Annotated in this window: 18 protein-coding genes; 3 read left to right on the top strand and 15 right to left on the bottom strand. The window is 32.5% G+C overall.

Features of this window, described 5'->3' with window-relative positions; translation table 11 throughout:
- Positions 1-190: 190 nt before the first annotated feature.
- The 9 genes from xylB to pgsB form a co-directional block, all read right to left on the bottom strand.
- Complete coding sequence (xylB, locus tag V6C74_RS01910) at positions 191-1,678, bottom strand: xylulokinase (RefSeq protein WP_002454007.1); 1,488 nt, start codon at positions 1,676-1,678, stop codon at positions 191-193.
- 205 nt (positions 1,679-1,883) lie between these two features.
- Positions 1,884-2,807, bottom strand: coding sequence for a ribokinase (gene rbsK / locus V6C74_RS01905; RefSeq protein ID WP_002454008.1), 924 nt, complete (start codon positions 2,805-2,807; stop codon positions 1,884-1,886).
- A gap of 47 nt (positions 2,808-2,854) precedes the next feature.
- Complete coding sequence (gene rbsD / locus V6C74_RS01900) at positions 2,855-3,259, bottom strand: D-ribose pyranase (RefSeq protein WP_002454009.1); 405 nt, start codon at positions 3,257-3,259, stop codon at positions 2,855-2,857.
- 21 nt (positions 3,260-3,280) lie between these two features.
- Entirely contained in the window at positions 3,281-4,162 is an 882-nt protein-coding gene (gene rbsU, locus V6C74_RS01895; protein WP_002454010.1) for a ribose transporter RbsU, read from the bottom strand.
- 269 nt (positions 4,163-4,431) lie between these two features.
- Positions 4,432-6,036: a gamma-glutamyltransferase gene (locus V6C74_RS01890; RefSeq protein WP_002454011.1), complete on the bottom strand. Its 1,605-nt coding sequence runs from the start codon at positions 6,034-6,036 to the stop codon at positions 4,432-4,434.
- Positions 6,037-6,038: 2 nt separating this feature from the next.
- Entirely contained in the window at positions 6,039-6,200 is a 162-nt protein-coding gene (locus V6C74_RS01885) for a hypothetical protein (RefSeq protein ID WP_002454012.1), read from the bottom strand.
- Positions 6,190-7,263 (bottom strand): CapA family protein, encoded by a 1,074-nt coding sequence (locus V6C74_RS01880; RefSeq protein ID WP_002432536.1) that lies wholly within the window; start codon positions 7,261-7,263, stop codon positions 6,190-6,192. The genes V6C74_RS01885 and V6C74_RS01880 overlap by 11 nt, the downstream gene beginning before the upstream one ends.
- Before the next feature lie 23 nt (positions 7,264-7,286).
- Positions 7,287-7,739, bottom strand: a complete 453-nt coding sequence (gene pgsC, locus V6C74_RS01875) for a poly-gamma-glutamate biosynthesis protein PgsC (protein WP_002454013.1) — start codon at positions 7,737-7,739, stop codon at positions 7,287-7,289.
- A gap of 4 nt (positions 7,740-7,743) precedes the next feature.
- Positions 7,744-8,901, bottom strand: a complete 1,158-nt coding sequence (pgsB, locus tag V6C74_RS01870) for a poly-gamma-glutamate synthase PgsB (protein ID WP_002454014.1) — start codon at positions 8,899-8,901, stop codon at positions 7,744-7,746.
- A gap of 464 nt (positions 8,902-9,365) precedes the next feature.
- Between pgsB and V6C74_RS01865 the strand changes: the two genes are divergently transcribed.
- On the top strand, positions 9,366-9,686 hold the full coding sequence (locus V6C74_RS01865; protein WP_002454015.1) for a hypothetical protein: 321 nt from the start codon (positions 9,366-9,368) through the stop codon (positions 9,684-9,686).
- A 20-nt stretch (positions 9,687-9,706) separates the two neighbouring features.
- Here the strand turns inward: V6C74_RS01865 and V6C74_RS01860 are convergent, their stop codons facing one another.
- Entirely contained in the window at positions 9,707-10,192 is a 486-nt protein-coding gene (locus V6C74_RS01860) for a helix-turn-helix transcriptional regulator (protein WP_016898579.1), read from the bottom strand.
- 150 nt (positions 10,193-10,342) lie between these two features.
- The gene (locus tag V6C74_RS01855; RefSeq protein WP_002454017.1) at positions 10,343-10,564 is read right to left on the bottom strand and encodes a hypothetical protein; all 222 of its coding nucleotides are present in this window, start codon (positions 10,562-10,564) and stop codon (positions 10,343-10,345) included.
- A 103-nt stretch (positions 10,565-10,667) separates the two neighbouring features.
- On the opposite strand from V6C74_RS01855, the gene V6C74_RS01850 reads away from it, so the two are divergent.
- Entirely contained in the window at positions 10,668-11,588 is a 921-nt protein-coding gene (locus V6C74_RS01850; RefSeq protein ID WP_002454018.1) for an EamA family transporter, read from the top strand.
- Between the two features lie 72 nt (positions 11,589-11,660).
- On the opposite strand, the gene V6C74_RS01845 is transcribed toward V6C74_RS01850, so the two are convergent.
- From V6C74_RS01845 to V6C74_RS01830, 4 genes are all read right to left on the bottom strand, one after another.
- A complete protein-coding gene (locus tag V6C74_RS01845; RefSeq protein WP_002454019.1) occupies positions 11,661-12,632 on the bottom strand; it encodes an alpha/beta hydrolase in 972 nt (323 codons plus the stop codon).
- A gap of 105 nt (positions 12,633-12,737) precedes the next feature.
- Positions 12,738-13,586: a YitT family protein gene (locus tag V6C74_RS01840; protein WP_002432918.1), complete on the bottom strand. Its 849-nt coding sequence runs from the start codon at positions 13,584-13,586 to the stop codon at positions 12,738-12,740.
- A gap of 153 nt (positions 13,587-13,739) precedes the next feature.
- Positions 13,740-14,066 (bottom strand): thioredoxin family protein, encoded by a 327-nt coding sequence (locus tag V6C74_RS01835; protein ID WP_002454020.1) that lies wholly within the window; start codon positions 14,064-14,066, stop codon positions 13,740-13,742.
- A gap of 66 nt (positions 14,067-14,132) precedes the next feature.
- Complete coding sequence (locus tag V6C74_RS01830; protein ID WP_002454021.1) at positions 14,133-14,540, bottom strand: thioesterase family protein; 408 nt, start codon at positions 14,538-14,540, stop codon at positions 14,133-14,135.
- Between the two features lie 184 nt (positions 14,541-14,724).
- On the opposite strand from V6C74_RS01830, the gene V6C74_RS01825 reads away from it, so the two are divergent.
- Positions 14,725-15,780, top strand: a complete 1,056-nt coding sequence (locus tag V6C74_RS01825; protein WP_002454022.1) for a zinc-dependent alcohol dehydrogenase family protein — start codon at positions 14,725-14,727, stop codon at positions 15,778-15,780.

The raw sequence follows: 15,780 nt of genomic DNA, 5'->3' as shown, positions 1-15,780 counted from the left end.
TTTAATGTCAATATTCATTTCCTTGAAAATAATTTTTCTTTTTTGTCGCTCAAACTAAAAATCAAATATTGTTTCCCATCTTTTCAATAATTCACTTTTTTCAATAAATTTCTATATAAAGTCTAGGTTTTGCATTTTGAGTTATCAATATAAAAAACTCTCGCACATGAATTGTCCGAGAGTTCGTACTTTACTTTGTAATCGCTAGTAGTTCCTTTGTTAGTTCTTTCGTTTGCTTATAAACTCGTTGATAAACATTATGGAATTGTTCGTATCGTTTATGATTTTCGGCATTAGGTTTAAAAACTTCTTCAACTTTAATAAATGTCTCAACACAATCAGCTACACTTTCAAACCAACCTAGTCCGTATGCTGCAAGCATAGCTGCTCCCATACTTGGACCTTCTTCATGTTTTAATTTTTTCACTTTCATATTAAAAACATCTGCTTGAAGTTGAAGCCAGAACTTACTTTTAGCCCCTCCACCAATTGAGGTAATTGAATTGATTTCGTGTCCTGCTTCTCGCATTATTTTGATTGAATCATATAAAGAATAAGTAATACCTTCTATAACTGCACGTGCAAAATCTGCTTTTTTGTGTTGTCCACTAATACCAATAAAACTACCTCTAATGTAGGCATCCCCATGTGGCGTGCGTTCACCAGCTAAGTAAGGAGCAAATAATAAGCCACTTGCTCCTAGTTTGGCACTTTCAGCATAATCTAAAATTTTGGCGAAGGAGTCATTTTCAAAGAATGTGGTCTTCAACCAATTCAAACTATAACCTGCAGCTAATGTAACTCCCATCGCATAATACGTATTAGGGATACTGTGATTGAAGAAATGTAAATTCTGATCATACTCTGTAACATGATTATGTTCAACATTTAATACAACGCCAGATGTTCCTATACTACATAATGCCTCTTTATCATTAATCACACCAGCTCCTATAGCTCCACAGGCATTATCCCCACCTCCTGCAAATACAGCAACCTGATGCTTTAAACCTAGTTCATCTGCCAGTAATTCGCTAACGTACCCAACACATTCATGTGAATTGACTAATGATGGATAAATATCAGGGATATTGAAAATTGAGCCCACATCTTTTGTCCACAAATTTGTTTTAGGATTTAATAATAATGTGCTAGCCGCATCACTGTATTCCATATTAATTCGATTCGTTAGACAATATCGTAAATAATCTTTAGGTAACATAAAAACATTCACTTGTTCCCAAATTTCAGGCTCATGTAGTTGAACCCATAACATTTTAGGTAATGTAAATCCTTCTAATATTGGATTATAGTTGAGTCTTTCACCATACACTTCTTTAATTTGACGACACTGTTCCGAATTTCTAGTATCATTCCAGAGTATTGCATTGCGTAAGGGCTGTCCTTCTTTATTTAAGACGACTAGACCGTGCATCTGTCCTGAGAACGAAAGACCTTTCACAGCTTTATTCTTTAAAGCATTTGAAGAGATGATGCGCTTAACGCCACGCTTAGTAGCTTGGAACCATTCATTAGGGTCTTGTTCACTATATCCAGGTTGCTCTTGAAATAATTTCAATTGTTCACTTACAGTCTCCAATACTTCGCCTTGGCGATTGACTGCGATAATTTTAATTGCGCTCGTTCCTAAATCAATACCTAAAACAACTGCTTCCATCTTTTGATCACCCTTCGTTTATGTCAAATATGTATTAAGTTATCTCTGTATATTTATATCATATATGCTTACATACTATATGAAAACTTAAAGTTTAGAGTTAATAGTATTTTAGAAAAAATAATAGCTCTAAGATGATTGTTTTAACACAACTTCTTAGAGCATTTTTTTAATTATGAATACGTAATGAAATACCTTTCACTAATTATTTATAGACATTGATTACTTCATCTCTAGTAGGAATAGCAGCTTGAGCTCCTTGTCGTTGAACAGTTATAGATGATGCTTGGTTAGCGAATTGGATAGCTTGTTCCAAATTACTCAAATCTTTGTTTAATTGACTCACAAAAGCTCCAATAAATGTATCACCTGCAGCAGTGGTATCAATAGCTTTTACTTTATAGGATGGAACAATATTGAATTCATTCTCAGTTGCATAATATGTACCTTGTTCCCCAAGCGTAATAAGTACTGTTGAAATTCCTAATTTGAAGAAATATTCTACGGTTTCTTTCATGCTATCTTGATTAGTGATAGAGATACCTGATAGCAGTTCAGCTTCAGTTTCATTAGGAATAATAATATCTGTAAATGCTAATAAAGATTTAGGTAAATCAATCGCAGGGGCAGGATTGAGTATAGTTGTTACACCATTTGCTTTAGCAATTTTAAAGGCTTGTTCTATAGCTTCAATTGGTACTTCTAATTGTGCCACAACAAAGTCCGCTTCAGTAATTGGTTGTTCTGCTGCCATGACATCTTTTGCACTTAAAGTCATATTTGCTCCACCATATACTAAAATTGTATTCTGACCGTCTTCTGATACTGTTATGAAAGCTTGCCCTGTTTCTTCATTATCAGCGGTTAAAATATATTCCGTATTAATAGACGCCTCTTTGAAATCTTCGATGATAAAATCGGCATTACCTTCTTTACCTACTTTAGTAACAAAAGTTGTTTCAGCTTCTAGACGACCAGCTGCAATCGCTTGATTAGCCCCCTTTCCTCCACCAAATTCTCGTTGCGCTTGATCAATGTGTAATGTCTCTCCTGGTTTAGGAAAACGCGTCACGTTAATAAATTTATCAACATTGGTTGAACCTACTATAACTACCTTGTTTCTACTCATTGAAATAGCCCCCTTTTTAGATATATAATTCTTCAATCAGCTTTCTATCAAAAAGTGACATTAGATTCTAATACGATATTAGAGAAAGGTGTTGTCTCTCCTGTTCTAATGTTCCCTTTATTATGTGGTGATTGAAGCATCTCTTTCATTTTACTATGAGGAATAAATTCAATCTCTACATGTTCCTCGATTAAGTGTTTAATTACTTTAAGCTGAGTTGAATTATTTGTTTTTATCTCTTCTGCTAAGTAAATTTTTTGAATCTCCACTTCTGTTAAAACATTTTCAAGTACATCTATAAAACTTGGTAAGCCTTTTGTTACTGCTAAATCAATACGTCTTTCATCATTAGGTATAGGCATTCCTGCGTCGTTGATGGTAATTAAATCATAATGTCCTAAAGTTGAGATAGCTTGTGAAACATGACTATTTAATACTGCTGTCTTTTTCATAAATATCAATCCCTCACTAAGTTATTTAATAAATACAGTTACGGAAGCAGCTATAAGAATTAAAACCAATCCGACAATAGTAATCATTAATTCTTTTGGCGTTTTCTTCTGATTTAAAAAGAAAATACCTGTTAAAGTTGCTAAAACGACTGAAGTTTGGGAAAGAACGAAACCAGTAGCTAGTCCATTCATATTGGGTTGGGCTGAAATTAAATATGTTAACGCGGCAAAGGCGAAGAAGAAACCAGAAATAATTTGTTTCCAACTGACTGCTTCTTTAAAGGCATTCCCTTTGTTCATATTCATTAGAGCATAGATGACTGCTACAATTACCATACCAATAGCTTGTGGTAAAAATGCTTTTAATCCACCTATATCTGTAGCTTGTGGTGCAGCTGAATAAACCCAATATCCAATTTCACCAATAAGTAATAAAACCACTGCTTTTCTAAGATTTTGACTATACTCTTGTTCACTTTTCTCTGACCAAACTGTCATTCGTGCGCCAACTAAAATTACTATGAGTGCTACGAATCCAATCATTTTGTTTGCTATACCAGGCCAGTTACCTAAAGCGAATACGCCCCATAACGAAGCACCTAATAATTGAAAAGCTGTTGTAATAGGCATAGCTCTAGATGATCCTACTAACCCAAACGCTTTAAATGTAATAATTTGACCAAATGCCCATCCGGCACCTGAAATAATTGAAAATATGAGTGCCATACCTCCGGGTATTCCAATACCTTTTACCACGGCTAATATAATTGCAAAGATTAATGTCCCGACTGTTGCACCAAAGATTTGGTTCACAGGTCGTCCACCAAATTTAGATGCAATCGTTGGGAACAATCCCCAACCTAATAACGGTCCTAATCCTATTAATAAAGCTATAATATCCATAAGCCACCTCGAAGTCTTAAATTATATGTAAAACTTTTACTCAATCATCATACTATTTATGAATTGACCTGTATACGCTTACACCCAATGTCATAAAACTGTCGGATATGCATAAATTTTTTACCGTGAGGGAAAATTAATATTGCAATCATAAATCAGTCATTTTAAAATTAAATATTTTAATCACATGATTCCACTAAATACATAAAAACACCTTCAAAGTGATATGATTTCAACTTTGAAGGTGTACTATTATTTGTATTTAATTTTTAACGGTTACCAACATCTGCACCGACGTCTACTGATTTTTTATTTTTATCATACACGGCACCTTGAACACTACCGAAGTTAGGGTCATTACGTTTTTCTTGAACGCCAAAACCTAAACTTTTGAAGATGTTAATATCTTCATCGCTTGTAGCATTTTCATAATAAACTGTACCACCATCATTATAAAAACGTGGTTTATCAACAGATTCTTGCAACGTACCGTTACCATTTAAATAATCTACGATAACCTCATCTAAGATAGTAGGAATTTTGTTACCTCCAGGAGTACCAATACCCATATAGAAGTTAGGACCTACCACTACTGATGGTGAAATGAATGATCTCGGTGCTTTATGAGGTTCCCCATAGTTAGGACTCGTTGATTCTTTAGAGAAGTCTCCTAATGAGTTGTTCATATAGAATCCTTCTTTCATGAAATCACCAGATCCAAAGTAACTTGAAAGTGTATTAGTCGTGCTTGCTAATTTACCATCTTTATCAATAACTACAAAGTGCGTTGTACTTGTATTATCAGTTCTTATTTGGTTAAAGTCACTACCATTTTCTGTGTTACTTCCAACATTAACTTTATTTAATTGACCAAGTAAGTAATCATCCGATAATTGTTGGTCGTTACTTGCTTCTGAACCATTAACGATATCACGGTTTTGGTACATTAAATCACGTGATTTAATCATCGCAGTAATAAAGCTAGTACGGTCAGCATTATTTTGGTTTTCTTGTTCATCAACTTTTAAACCTTGTAAAGTTAGCGTACCACCTAATGGGTTAGAAGCTGAATAAATTTTGTTATTTTTATAAGTTGTGCTTACTGGTTCTTTTGATTCAGTTTTGAAGGTTGTGAAGTCCTTTTCAGTCAATTTATTTTTTAACTGTTTAGAAATACTTTTACCTACGTCTTTGTAGAAGTAATCTGGGCCTTTATCACGGATTTTCTTTAACGTGTCAGCAAGTTTACTTTGCTTAACAACGTCACCTTCACGTACTGTTTTACTTCCTTTGAAGAAAGGTGAATTACGGTCAATCTTAGAGCCGTAAATTTTCAAACTACGTTCAAGTTCTGAATCTACTTCGAAGCCATCTTCTGCTAAAGGGATGACATAGTTAAAGATTTTCTTCTCATCCATTTTACCTTCTTTTTCATGCATATCATGCATACCTCTAACGAAGCCAGGTACACCGATTTTGTCGCCTTGTTTATAATTGTATGAAGACATTGTCTTATATTCATACATTTTAGGGACTTCTCCATCTTTACCATTGTACGTTAGCGTTGCGCCCCCACCGCCTAAACCAGACGAATGAGGTTCAGTTACAGCTAGAGCATAAGCAACACCTTCAGCTGCATCTGTTGCATTACCGCCATCTTCAATTATTTTATTACCTACTTTAGTTGCAATTGCATTATTAGAGGCAACACCATAATTTTTTTGGTTACCAGATTGTTTATGGTTCGCTATCTTATTTTCATATAACGTGTCTTTGTCCACTTTCTTCTCAGTTGTTAAGAAATAAAAGAGGAACGAAATCACAATTGTTATAACTAAAATGACACTCAAGGTCACTTTATTATATATATTCATATTTAGCTTGCCCCTTTTGAAAGATATTGCTGTTCTCCATTTTTCAATTCATTTTGTTCATAATGATCCAAACCTTCATTTGCTTTGGCAAATGTCACTAATAAGACAATGACAATAACTAAGATGACAACGACGATTGGCAACCAATGTTTTTTAATATTCAAAAGTATAACCTCCACTATTATCTGATTTTAAATTAACTGTTTTATCTTTGATATTGTTATGGAATCTTACATGATCCAATTTATTCATATCATCTTTAGAGATTTTACCGTCTTTTGACTGAATTGGTGTGATATGGAATTTATTATGTTTTCCGTTCCAATCTTGTTGTACGACCATGCCTTTTTGATTTTTCGATAAGAAGTCATCTGAAGTTGTATTACCTAAACTATAGAAAATAGGTGTATTTTTATATTTTTCTATTTTCTGTACAACTGAATTATGACCAACAATAATGTCAGCACCAGCATCTGATAATGCGTGCGCATATTCTTTTTGTCTATCAGTTACATTTCTTTCATTAGGAATACCCCAGTCAACATTAACTACTACGTAATCATTGTTTTCTTTTAACTTCTTAATGAGTGGATAAAAAATCTTCGGATCTAAACTGATTGAAGTCGTATTTTTTAAAGGTTTAGTATAATTTGATTCAACATCTGTAAATGATACATTTGCGACTTTCTTACCTTTAATTTCTTGTTGAACAGTTTTACTATTTATAGGATTTGAACCATTTCCTGTTAAAAAGTTATAACCTGCTTGAGATTCAACTTTTCTCATTAACTCTGTCGCTTGAATATTATCAATAGACTTGTTGATGAGATTCACACTTTTAATATTTTGTTTACGTAAGAACATGATATTTTCTATGTTTTTATTAAGATCATCTTTTTGATTTTTTGAAAATTCATTAACCAATAAAGAAGCCGAAGAAAAATCACTATTCTTTAACGTGTCTTGAATTCCTGCAAATACATCATTCAAATTATTTTGGCGAATGTGTTTATTTAAAGTAATGTTGCCTAAGTATGTAAATCGAAGGCTATTTCCACTTTTAGCATCACTTTTGACAGGATCGACATGTATTGCTCTGATCGCAAATACTAATAGAATTAAAGCTAATAAAAGGACAATCGCCGTGTAAAGCGTGTTTCTTCTTTTATGTCTTTTAGACTGTTTAAGTAACCACTCACTGGGCGATAATCGTTTTTTCTTTTTCATTAATACGCGCTCCTTGTTCGTGATTAGTTGATAAAGCTATATAAGAACAAGATGACATAAGTAATACAAGTTAATAACATTGTAGTTGATAATGTAATTACGACACCTTGCTTTTGAACCGTATTTGCAATGATTCCTGGAATGACAACACCAATACCTGAAACTTCAACCATATCAAATGGCGTGAGAGGATAAATTAAGTCAAATATAAACTTGAGTACCATACCAGTTAAAATCATAGCAGCGAATTTTCTTCTACCATATAAAATCACCCAATTACTAATACCGTTATTAACAATAAAGTAAGTTAAACAACTAATAATCAATACTGATAATAACATTATGGGTTGATCAAAAATTAAAGCTAAGTAACCAGGAACAACAAGTCCTGCCGGGTTGATCCCGAATTTCTCAGCAAATATTAAACTGAGAATAACACCTACGAATAAGGAGAAATATAACTCTGAACCTATCATTTTTTTATTCTATCCCTTCTATGAATTCCGCTATTCTTCCACCCGGGCCGTGGATGTTTCCTACACAAAAGACAAGTGCATTTTCTGACTCATGCATAATTCCTTTTTCAATTTCAGAGAATTCTTGCCCTTCGTAATTTAAATATTTCTTATCTGGCATTTTTTGCATTAGGTTTGAAACCATTTGCGTACTCTTACCAGTACAAATTAAAACATCATAATCAACATCTTCTAAGAAATTTTCAACGAATAATTGTGTTCTATCAATTCTATCTGAACGACAATTTAAAATGATAATTTTCTTTTTGTATAAATAATTATATGATTCAACTTTATTCAAAATTGCCTTTGTAGATTTTGGTTCATTTGCAGCAAAAGCATTAACAAAGACATTTTGCGTGTTATTTGCATAGAAATATTTAATACGCACCGCACCTGGATCGGCTGGGGCATTTAACATACCTTGAAGTGCTGTTTCATAATCTACACCAACAGCCTCTGCTATACCTAAGACAATGGCAACATTATCCGGGAATACTAAGTAGTCAAATTTTCTTAAGTATGATTCAGGTATTTCGTCTTTATCTACAACGATGATTTCCGAATTTCGCTTTTTAGCTTCTTTCGCGAAGAAATCAGTATATTCATCTTTCATTACAACTAATTTACCATTATATGGAATAGTTGCTGTAAAGGCTTGAGCTACATCTTTAAGAGTTGGACCCAATACATCCATGTGATCTTCCATCACGTTTACAATAACGCCAATGTTTGCCTTTACTAAATCTTTTTGGAATGTAATTTGGTAGTCAGGGTTAACAGCCATACACTCATTAACAAGTGCGTTTGCTTTTTGCTTTACAACCTTACGAATAATATCACGCTGTTCACCAATATTTGCACCTTGAGGTTTTCTAATTACATCGTATTCTTTCTGTGTGAACCAGTACATCATTCTTGCATCTGTTCCAGTCGTTTTACCGATTACTCTGTAATGGTCTTCTCGAAGCACGCTGTAAGCCATTCGAGTGATTGTAGATTTCCCGCGAATCCCATTGATATTAATTCGTAAAGGAATTTTCTTTAGTCGATTCGCATGACGTCTTTTTTCTTTAATTCCTAGCCATAGAATCAACAGGACACACACTATAATGAGAATCAATCCGTCTTACCTCGCTTTTCTATGTAATATTAAATTGTTAATGGAAAATGATAAACACTAATTTAAATTAATTAACTCACAATTTTTACAAAAATTTAAAACGTTTCCATCATAGTAAAGTCTAAATAAAAAATTAATCAAAAGTCAATATAATCTATATAATTCATCATAATTCATTACAAATTTTTTTATTCTCTAGCTAGTAGTAGACTATCATGTGTGTGTTAACTCAGTTTTAAATCTTTTAACTCAACATTAAGATAGTGTAAATAAATGTAAAGTTATTGCATATACACTATGCATTTTTTAGAAAAAATGATAAATTTTATTTTTATATTGTAGAATTTTTTAATTCATTTCATATCTTTAGTAAAGTAATGAGAATTTTACTTTGAATTTACATTAGCTTAAAAAACACATGTTATCTTTAATATGAAAGTTACTACGACCTTAGGAGGATATGGATGGATAAACCAGTAAAAATCGCTGTTGGCGTCTATCTTTCAATCATACTAGTTGTTTGTAGTTGTTATCTTGCTTTTATACTTATCGGTAGTTTACAAGGTAAAGATATGAGTAATTCAGTTTTAGATAGTGATCATTCTCGTATCAACAACACATCTAGAAATAGTGATGAGGACGTAAGTTCAACATCAAGTCATTCAGATTCATATCATTCTCACTCTTTCACAACTTCTAACTACAAAAATGTAGATTCGAATAACACTCAAAATAATTATCATCAAACACCAAAAAATGCGAATTCGAGTTATCAGGTATATTGATAACAGAATTCGCATTTTTATTAATGTGATAATTGAAATTGTTTAGGTGTAACTTTGTATTTATCTTTAAACATCTGTATGAAATAACTCGTTGTAGAAAAACCGCAATCCAAAGCTACTTCCGTTACATTATTATGAGTTAATTTAAGTTGCTTTGCGCCCTTTTCCAATCGATAGTGTAATAAATATTGGAAAGGCGTCATACCTACATACCTTTTAAAGAGCTTAATCGTTTCTGAACTACTAATGCAGGATATCTTACATAAGTCATGCATTTTTATTTTATATGTGTAATTCCTCTGAATAAAGTTTATGCAATCTTTTATTCTTTGATCAAAGTAATAATATTGTTTGGAATGATGAGTTTGATCTATCAGCATGACGAGATATTTCAAACAAATATAATACTCACTTAATATATTAAGTTGATAATGCTTATCTTTTGCTTCAAATAATTCTCCTACATTTTTTATCTTTTCTTCTACATTGACACCATTTATTTTCATATAAGGATGCTTATCAAGCGTATTAATAATTTGATTTACATATTTATAATTTACATAGTCTGTCGCATCAGGTAAACCAATATTCCAACAGTAAAAGGAAGTATCCGCTTCAAGCCCTTCTATTTTATGAACTACATTTGTATTAATAAACTAAGCTTGATCCTTTTTTAATACAACGGTTTGATTAGCAATTTCAATTTGAATAGTCCCACAAGTGACCACCATCAGCTGTAAATCATTGTGCCAATGCAAAGGGATATAACCTAGAATCGTTTGGTCAAGTTGAGTATGTAACATGATATGTTGCCATAAGGAATCTGGGTAATGAATAATTTCTTCTAAATTTTCTTTCAATCGGATATTTATTGTCATGGATATCAACCTCAATATATTGATACTTTTTTAAAGTAAAAAGATATATTTCTAATTATATACTATATATCATGAGATTAATCATCATTATGGAGATGGCGAATTGAAAGGTTATAAACAATCGAGATTAAAAGGTATCTTATTCGCTATTATAGGGGCAAGCTTATGGGGATTAGGGGGAACTGTTTCAGATTTTCTATTTAAGCATGCAGGAATCAATGTAGACTGGTATGTAACTACAAGATTAATAATTAGCGGTTTATTTTTATTAGTCATGTTTAAAATAATGAATTCTAGACAATCCATATTTGTCATTTTTACTCGTGTATCTCACGTGATTACTTTGATAATTTATAGTCTCTTTGGCATGTTAATCGTTCAATATGCTTACATGGCATCAATTAATGAAGGTAATGCAGCAGTCGCTACTTTATTACAATATATTGCGCCAGTATATATCATTCTATGGTTTGCATTCAGAGGTAAAGAAAAGCTAAGGGCATTTGATATAGTTGTTGTACTCTTGACACTTATCGGTACATTTCTGCTCTTAACAAATGGTTCACTTTCTAAATTAATTGTTGCCCCTTCAAGCTTATTTTGGGGAATCTTGGCCGGATTAGCTCTAGCATTTTACACTATCTATGCGGAAAAATTATTGAACAAATATGCCTCCATTTTAGTCGTTGGTTGGGCAATGATTATTTACGGTATAATTATGACTTTACGTCATCCTATTTGGAACGTCAGTATGACTCAATGGCATGTGTCCACGTTTCTTTATTTAATATTTGGAATTATTGGAGGCACTGCTCTAGCATATTATCTATTTATTGATAACTTGAAATATCTATTAGCTAAAGAAACAACGTTATTTGGTACGATAGAACCTGTAGTTGCAGTTGTAGCAAGTGGTTTATTTCTAGATGTATCATTTAAGGCTTTTCAAATATTAGGAATTATTATCATAGTCGTTCTTATTTTAGTTCTTTCTTTGAAAAAGCAACCCAATATCGACAACTAAAATTTAAAAAACTCACATGAGGAAATACCATAATGAGTGATTTTTCTCATGTGAGCTTTTAACTTATCGAAATTATTTTAGGATAATACGCTTTAATTGTTCTAAGAAGCGTTCTCGTTCTGGAATAGGAAAAATAGGATAAATATGGAATAAGCTATAACCTGGTATAAATTCGTGATTAATACCCTTTTCATTCAACATAGTTGAGAATTTAACAGCATCTGGATACAATGTTTCTTTCGTACCCGTTGTTATAGTAATATGCCCCAAATCCTCTAAATCTCCATACATTGGTGATAATTTGTAATGGTCTAAAGGTGCATCGCCAGCCCATAAATTGACTAAATATTTACTACCTTCAATACCCAACATTGGATCTTCTTTTTCATATTTTCGAGCTTCTGGATTACTAAATGTTGCATCTAAAACAGGTGAAATTAATACAATATGGCTTGGTTGTGGTTCACTATCTTTTTTAAGCTGTTGAACAAACGCTAATGCAATTTGTCCACCAGCAGAATCCCCCATTATTATCATTTGTTTTGAATCATCTATTTTATTTAGCAAATGATGATACAGCTTTGTCAGTAATTCAAATGTAATACGATAATCCCTATGTGGAATTTTTGGATAAATTGGCATAACAACCTTCGCATTTAGCGAATCAGCCAATAAATCCATGTATTCAAAATGATAATCTAATGGGTCCTGAAACCATGCTCCACCGTGTATATACAAAATAGTACGTTGATCGCGTTGTCCTTCATCATTGACGATATAAACTAAGGAACCATCGTAGTCTTTAATTTGAACTCCATGACTAAATTCATAATCTGTTCCACTATATTTACCCGCTGTTTCGTATTTCGTTTCCTCTAGAGCTTTTTCTGCATCTTGTACATTTTCAAACGTTTTTTTCATTCCAGACATGCGAATCATTTTTTCTTGTAAAAAGCTCTTATAACTTCTCTTTTCTTTGACTCTTGCATATAAAATTGTGCCGACAATAGTGGATCCTATAATGGTTGCTAATTTTCTCAACATCTGAAAGTCGACCTCCTCATTTTCTATTTAATACCATTTTAAATCAAAAATAGAAAAACTTTGAGTAAATGACTTCAACAGTCCCTAATTAAATAAGAAGATTAATTATTTAGTATTAATAAAACCATTACCTAAGACATCACGCACATCGTGTATAACGAGGAAGGCACTTTCATCATAAGAATTAACAATCTTCTTCACAGTACCAATCTGACTTTGTGAAACAACAGCGTATAATACATCTGTATTGTTTTGCTGATAAGCGCCTTTACCACTTAATAATGTTGACCCTCTGCCAGTTGCTTGGTATATGTCAGAGCTTATTTGTCTATTGTATTCAGAAATCACTGTCACAGCCTTCTTAGGATTAAAACCTTCTACTACAAAAGCCATTGCTTTCTCCACTATGAATAGCATAACAATTGTATAAAGTACATTTGAAACCGGTAAGACAAGAAGGAAGGATAGCACGACTAAAGCATCTAAAATTAATAATGCTTGAGAGGTTTTTACTTCTGAATATTTACTTATAATTCTAGCAATAACTGATGTTCCGCCTAATGTACTTTGAGCAGCAATAACAAGTCCTGTGCCAATACCGATGAGTAAACCAGCGAAAACAGAATTGATAAAGTTTTCATGAATACCTAATCCAAAATGCTCTGTTAAATCTAGGAAAATAGAACTTGCTGTAATAGTTATTGCAGTGTATATAGCAGTCGTTCGGCTTAAAAATTTCCATCCTACAACAATTAAAATAGCGTTAATAATAAATGAACTTAGCGCCGGTGAAATACCTAATGTATAGTTCAAAATAAGCGATAGACCAATTGCTCCACCTTCACCTAAATTACCAGGAATAACAAAGCAATTGACTCCTAACGCAATAATTAACGTCCCTAGTAAACAAAAAATAACGTTTTTAAAGTGTTCTTGACGACGTTTTTTCTCCATTTGAGCCTCCTCCAAGTGTTTTCATTTTTTTATGTTTGATTTTTCTTATTCTTGAAAAAGTCACACGTCTCTAATAATAACACTAAGTTTTGGTCTACCCAATCAATGAAGTTTAAATAAAAAAAGAAATGAAACAAAAGTTGTTCCATTTCTTTATTTAAGAGAATCATGCATTAACTTAAGTTGATGTTCAAACGATTGCATATCGATAAAACGTCCTTGTCTATGCATTTCCTTACCATTTAAAAAAATTAAATCTACCGGTACTGTAAAAATTGATAATTCTCCAGCAATCTCCTCTACTTGAGATTGATTGACGACACCTAATTTTGCAAAAGGATATTCTTGTAATAAGTCTTGAAGTTGTGGAAGGACAGCATGACAAACGCTACAATGATCTCTCATAACATGGATAACTGCTAGTTCATTAGATTGAATAAACTGGTTAAATGCATAAATACTTTGTAATGTTTGAGTCATGGTCATCACCTTCCTTTTATTTTCTATTATTATTAATTAAAACTTTTCTTTTAGCAAAGTTTTTATTTAATTTTTAAGAATATCTTGAAATACTTGTGGCATTTTTGTGATTTTTTCTCTATCTAAATCATAAAATCCACCCATTTGAGACCCTACGCAATGCACTTTATCACCTGACGCGATTTCAAATTTAAAAACCCATTTCAATTTACTAGCTTGAACAAGCCAACATCTACCCACTGGGCAATCGTGAATTGTTATAGGCACTTTATATTCAATTTCAGTTTTCATAAGGATCGGCGAAATGTGATTCTTAATCATCTCTGAGTAATTCATATATTGATTAATAAATACTGTTCGTAAGTCTTCAAACCATCTGACATAAACAATATTACTAACAATCCCCATAGCATCAATATCGTAATTATTCACTTCTATCTCTTTCTCAGCTACTAATTTACCTTCATAATTCATAACTCATTCTCCTTTACTATATTCAATTTTATTTTACAACGATATTTACAGATTTTCATTTAGATAAACTGATTAAGATAATTACGAGTAAATTTACTATTTGTCATAAAGATGACTTAAAACGCTTACAAAAAGCACGGTATAATTATTGTGAAAATATTCACAATATAAGGAGGTTTTGCTAATGAAAGCATACAACTATGTTAAACCCGGAGTGGCTGAACTCATTGATAAAGAAAAACCAGAAATTACTGAAAGTACTGATGCTATTATAAGAATGGTTAAAACAACAATTTGTGGAACTGATTTACATATTATTAAAGGAGATACTCCTGAAGTTACTGAAAATACAACTTTAGGTCATGAAGATATTGGCATTGTAGAATCTGTTGGTAGCAACGTTAATAACTTTAAAGTCGGTGATAAAGTTATCGTATCTGCTGTTTCTTCATGTGTTAAGTGTTACTACTGTAAAAAAGGTATATACGCTCATTGTGAAAATGATGGTGGATGGATTCTTGGGCACTTAATCAATGGTACTCAAGCTGAGTACGTTAAAGTTCCTTTCGCTGATAACTCTTTATATCATGCACCCGCTTCTTTACCTGATGAAGCACTTGTAATGCTATCAGACATTTTACCAACAGGTTATGAAATTGGTGTATTAAAAGGAAAGATCAAACCAGAAAGCACTGTTGCAATAGTAGGTGCTGGTCCAGTTGGTTTAGCTACACTGTTAACTGCACAATTCTTCTCTCCTTCTAAAATAATCATGATTGATTTAGACGATAACCGATTACAAACAGCCCGCTCCCTTGGTGCAACGCATTTAATTAATTCTAAAAATGTCGAAGAGGCTATACAAAAAGTGAAAGAATTAAATCCTCGCGGTGTAGATGTAGCCATTGAGGCAGTAGGTATCCCACAAACATTTGACTTATGTCAAAAACTCATTGGTGTCGATGGTACGATTGCGAACGTCGGCCTTCATGGTCTACCTGTTCAATTTGATATAGACAAACTTTGGATTAAAAATATCAATGTAACCACAGGATTAGTTTCTGGTAATACAACTGAAGAATTGTTAGAAGCTTTAAAAAGTAAAATTATTCAACCTGAACAATTAGTTACACATTATAGTAAATTAAGTGATATTGAAAATGCCTACGAATTATTTAGAAATGCAACTGACCATAAAGCAATTAAGTTACTTATAGAGAATGATATTACTCCAGTATAA

It is taken from the genome of Staphylococcus capitis subsp. capitis (assembly GCF_040739495.1).
GTDB classification, from domain to species: domain Bacteria; phylum Bacillota; class Bacilli; order Staphylococcales; family Staphylococcaceae; genus Staphylococcus; species Staphylococcus capitis.
This window is presented reverse-complemented; position numbering and strand designations above follow the sequence as displayed.

Excerpts from the sequence above, each read along its gene's own strand:
- xylB (WP_002454007.1), bottom strand. The coding sequence starts at position 1,678 with ATGGAAGCAGTTGTTTTAGGTATTGATTTAGGAACGAGCGCAATTAAA.
- rbsK (WP_002454008.1), bottom strand. The coding sequence starts at position 2,807 with ATGAGTAGAAACAAGGTAGTTATAGTAGGTTCAACCAATGTTGATAAA.
- rbsD (WP_002454009.1), bottom strand. The coding sequence starts at position 3,259 with ATGAAAAAGACAGCAGTATTAAATAGTCATGTTTCACAAGCTATCTCA.
- rbsU (WP_002454010.1), bottom strand. The coding sequence starts at position 4,162 with ATGGATATTATAGCTTTATTAATAGGATTAGGACCGTTATTAGGTTGG.
- V6C74_RS01890 (WP_002454011.1), bottom strand. The coding sequence starts at position 6,036 with ATGAATATATATAATAAAGTGACCTTGAGTGTCATTTTAGTTATAACA.
- V6C74_RS01880 (WP_002432536.1), bottom strand. The coding sequence starts at position 7,263 with ATGAAAAAGAAAAAACGATTATCGCCCAGTGAGTGGTTACTTAAACAG.
- pgsC (WP_002454013.1), bottom strand. The coding sequence starts at position 7,739 with ATGATAGGTTCAGAGTTATATTTCTCCTTATTCGTAGGTGTTATTCTC.
- V6C74_RS01865 (WP_002454015.1), top strand. The coding sequence starts at position 9,366 with ATGGATAAACCAGTAAAAATCGCTGTTGGCGTCTATCTTTCAATCATA.
- V6C74_RS01860 (WP_016898579.1), bottom strand. The coding sequence starts at position 10,192 with ATGAAAATAAATGGTGTCAATGTAGAAGAAAAGATAAAAAATGTAGGA.
- V6C74_RS01855 (WP_002454017.1), bottom strand. The coding sequence starts at position 10,564 with ATGACAATAAATATCCGATTGAAAGAAAATTTAGAAGAAATTATTCAT.
- V6C74_RS01845 (WP_002454019.1), bottom strand. The coding sequence starts at position 12,632 with ATGTTGAGAAAATTAGCAACCATTATAGGATCCACTATTGTCGGCACA.
- V6C74_RS01840 (WP_002432918.1), bottom strand. The coding sequence starts at position 13,586 with ATGGAGAAAAAACGTCGTCAAGAACACTTTAAAAACGTTATTTTTTGT.
- V6C74_RS01835 (WP_002454020.1), bottom strand. The coding sequence starts at position 14,066 with ATGACTCAAACATTACAAAGTATTTATGCATTTAACCAGTTTATTCAA.
- V6C74_RS01830 (WP_002454021.1), bottom strand. The coding sequence starts at position 14,540 with ATGAATTATGAAGGTAAATTAGTAGCTGAGAAAGAGATAGAAGTGAAT.
- V6C74_RS01825 (WP_002454022.1), top strand. The coding sequence starts at position 14,725 with ATGAAAGCATACAACTATGTTAAACCCGGAGTGGCTGAACTCATTGAT.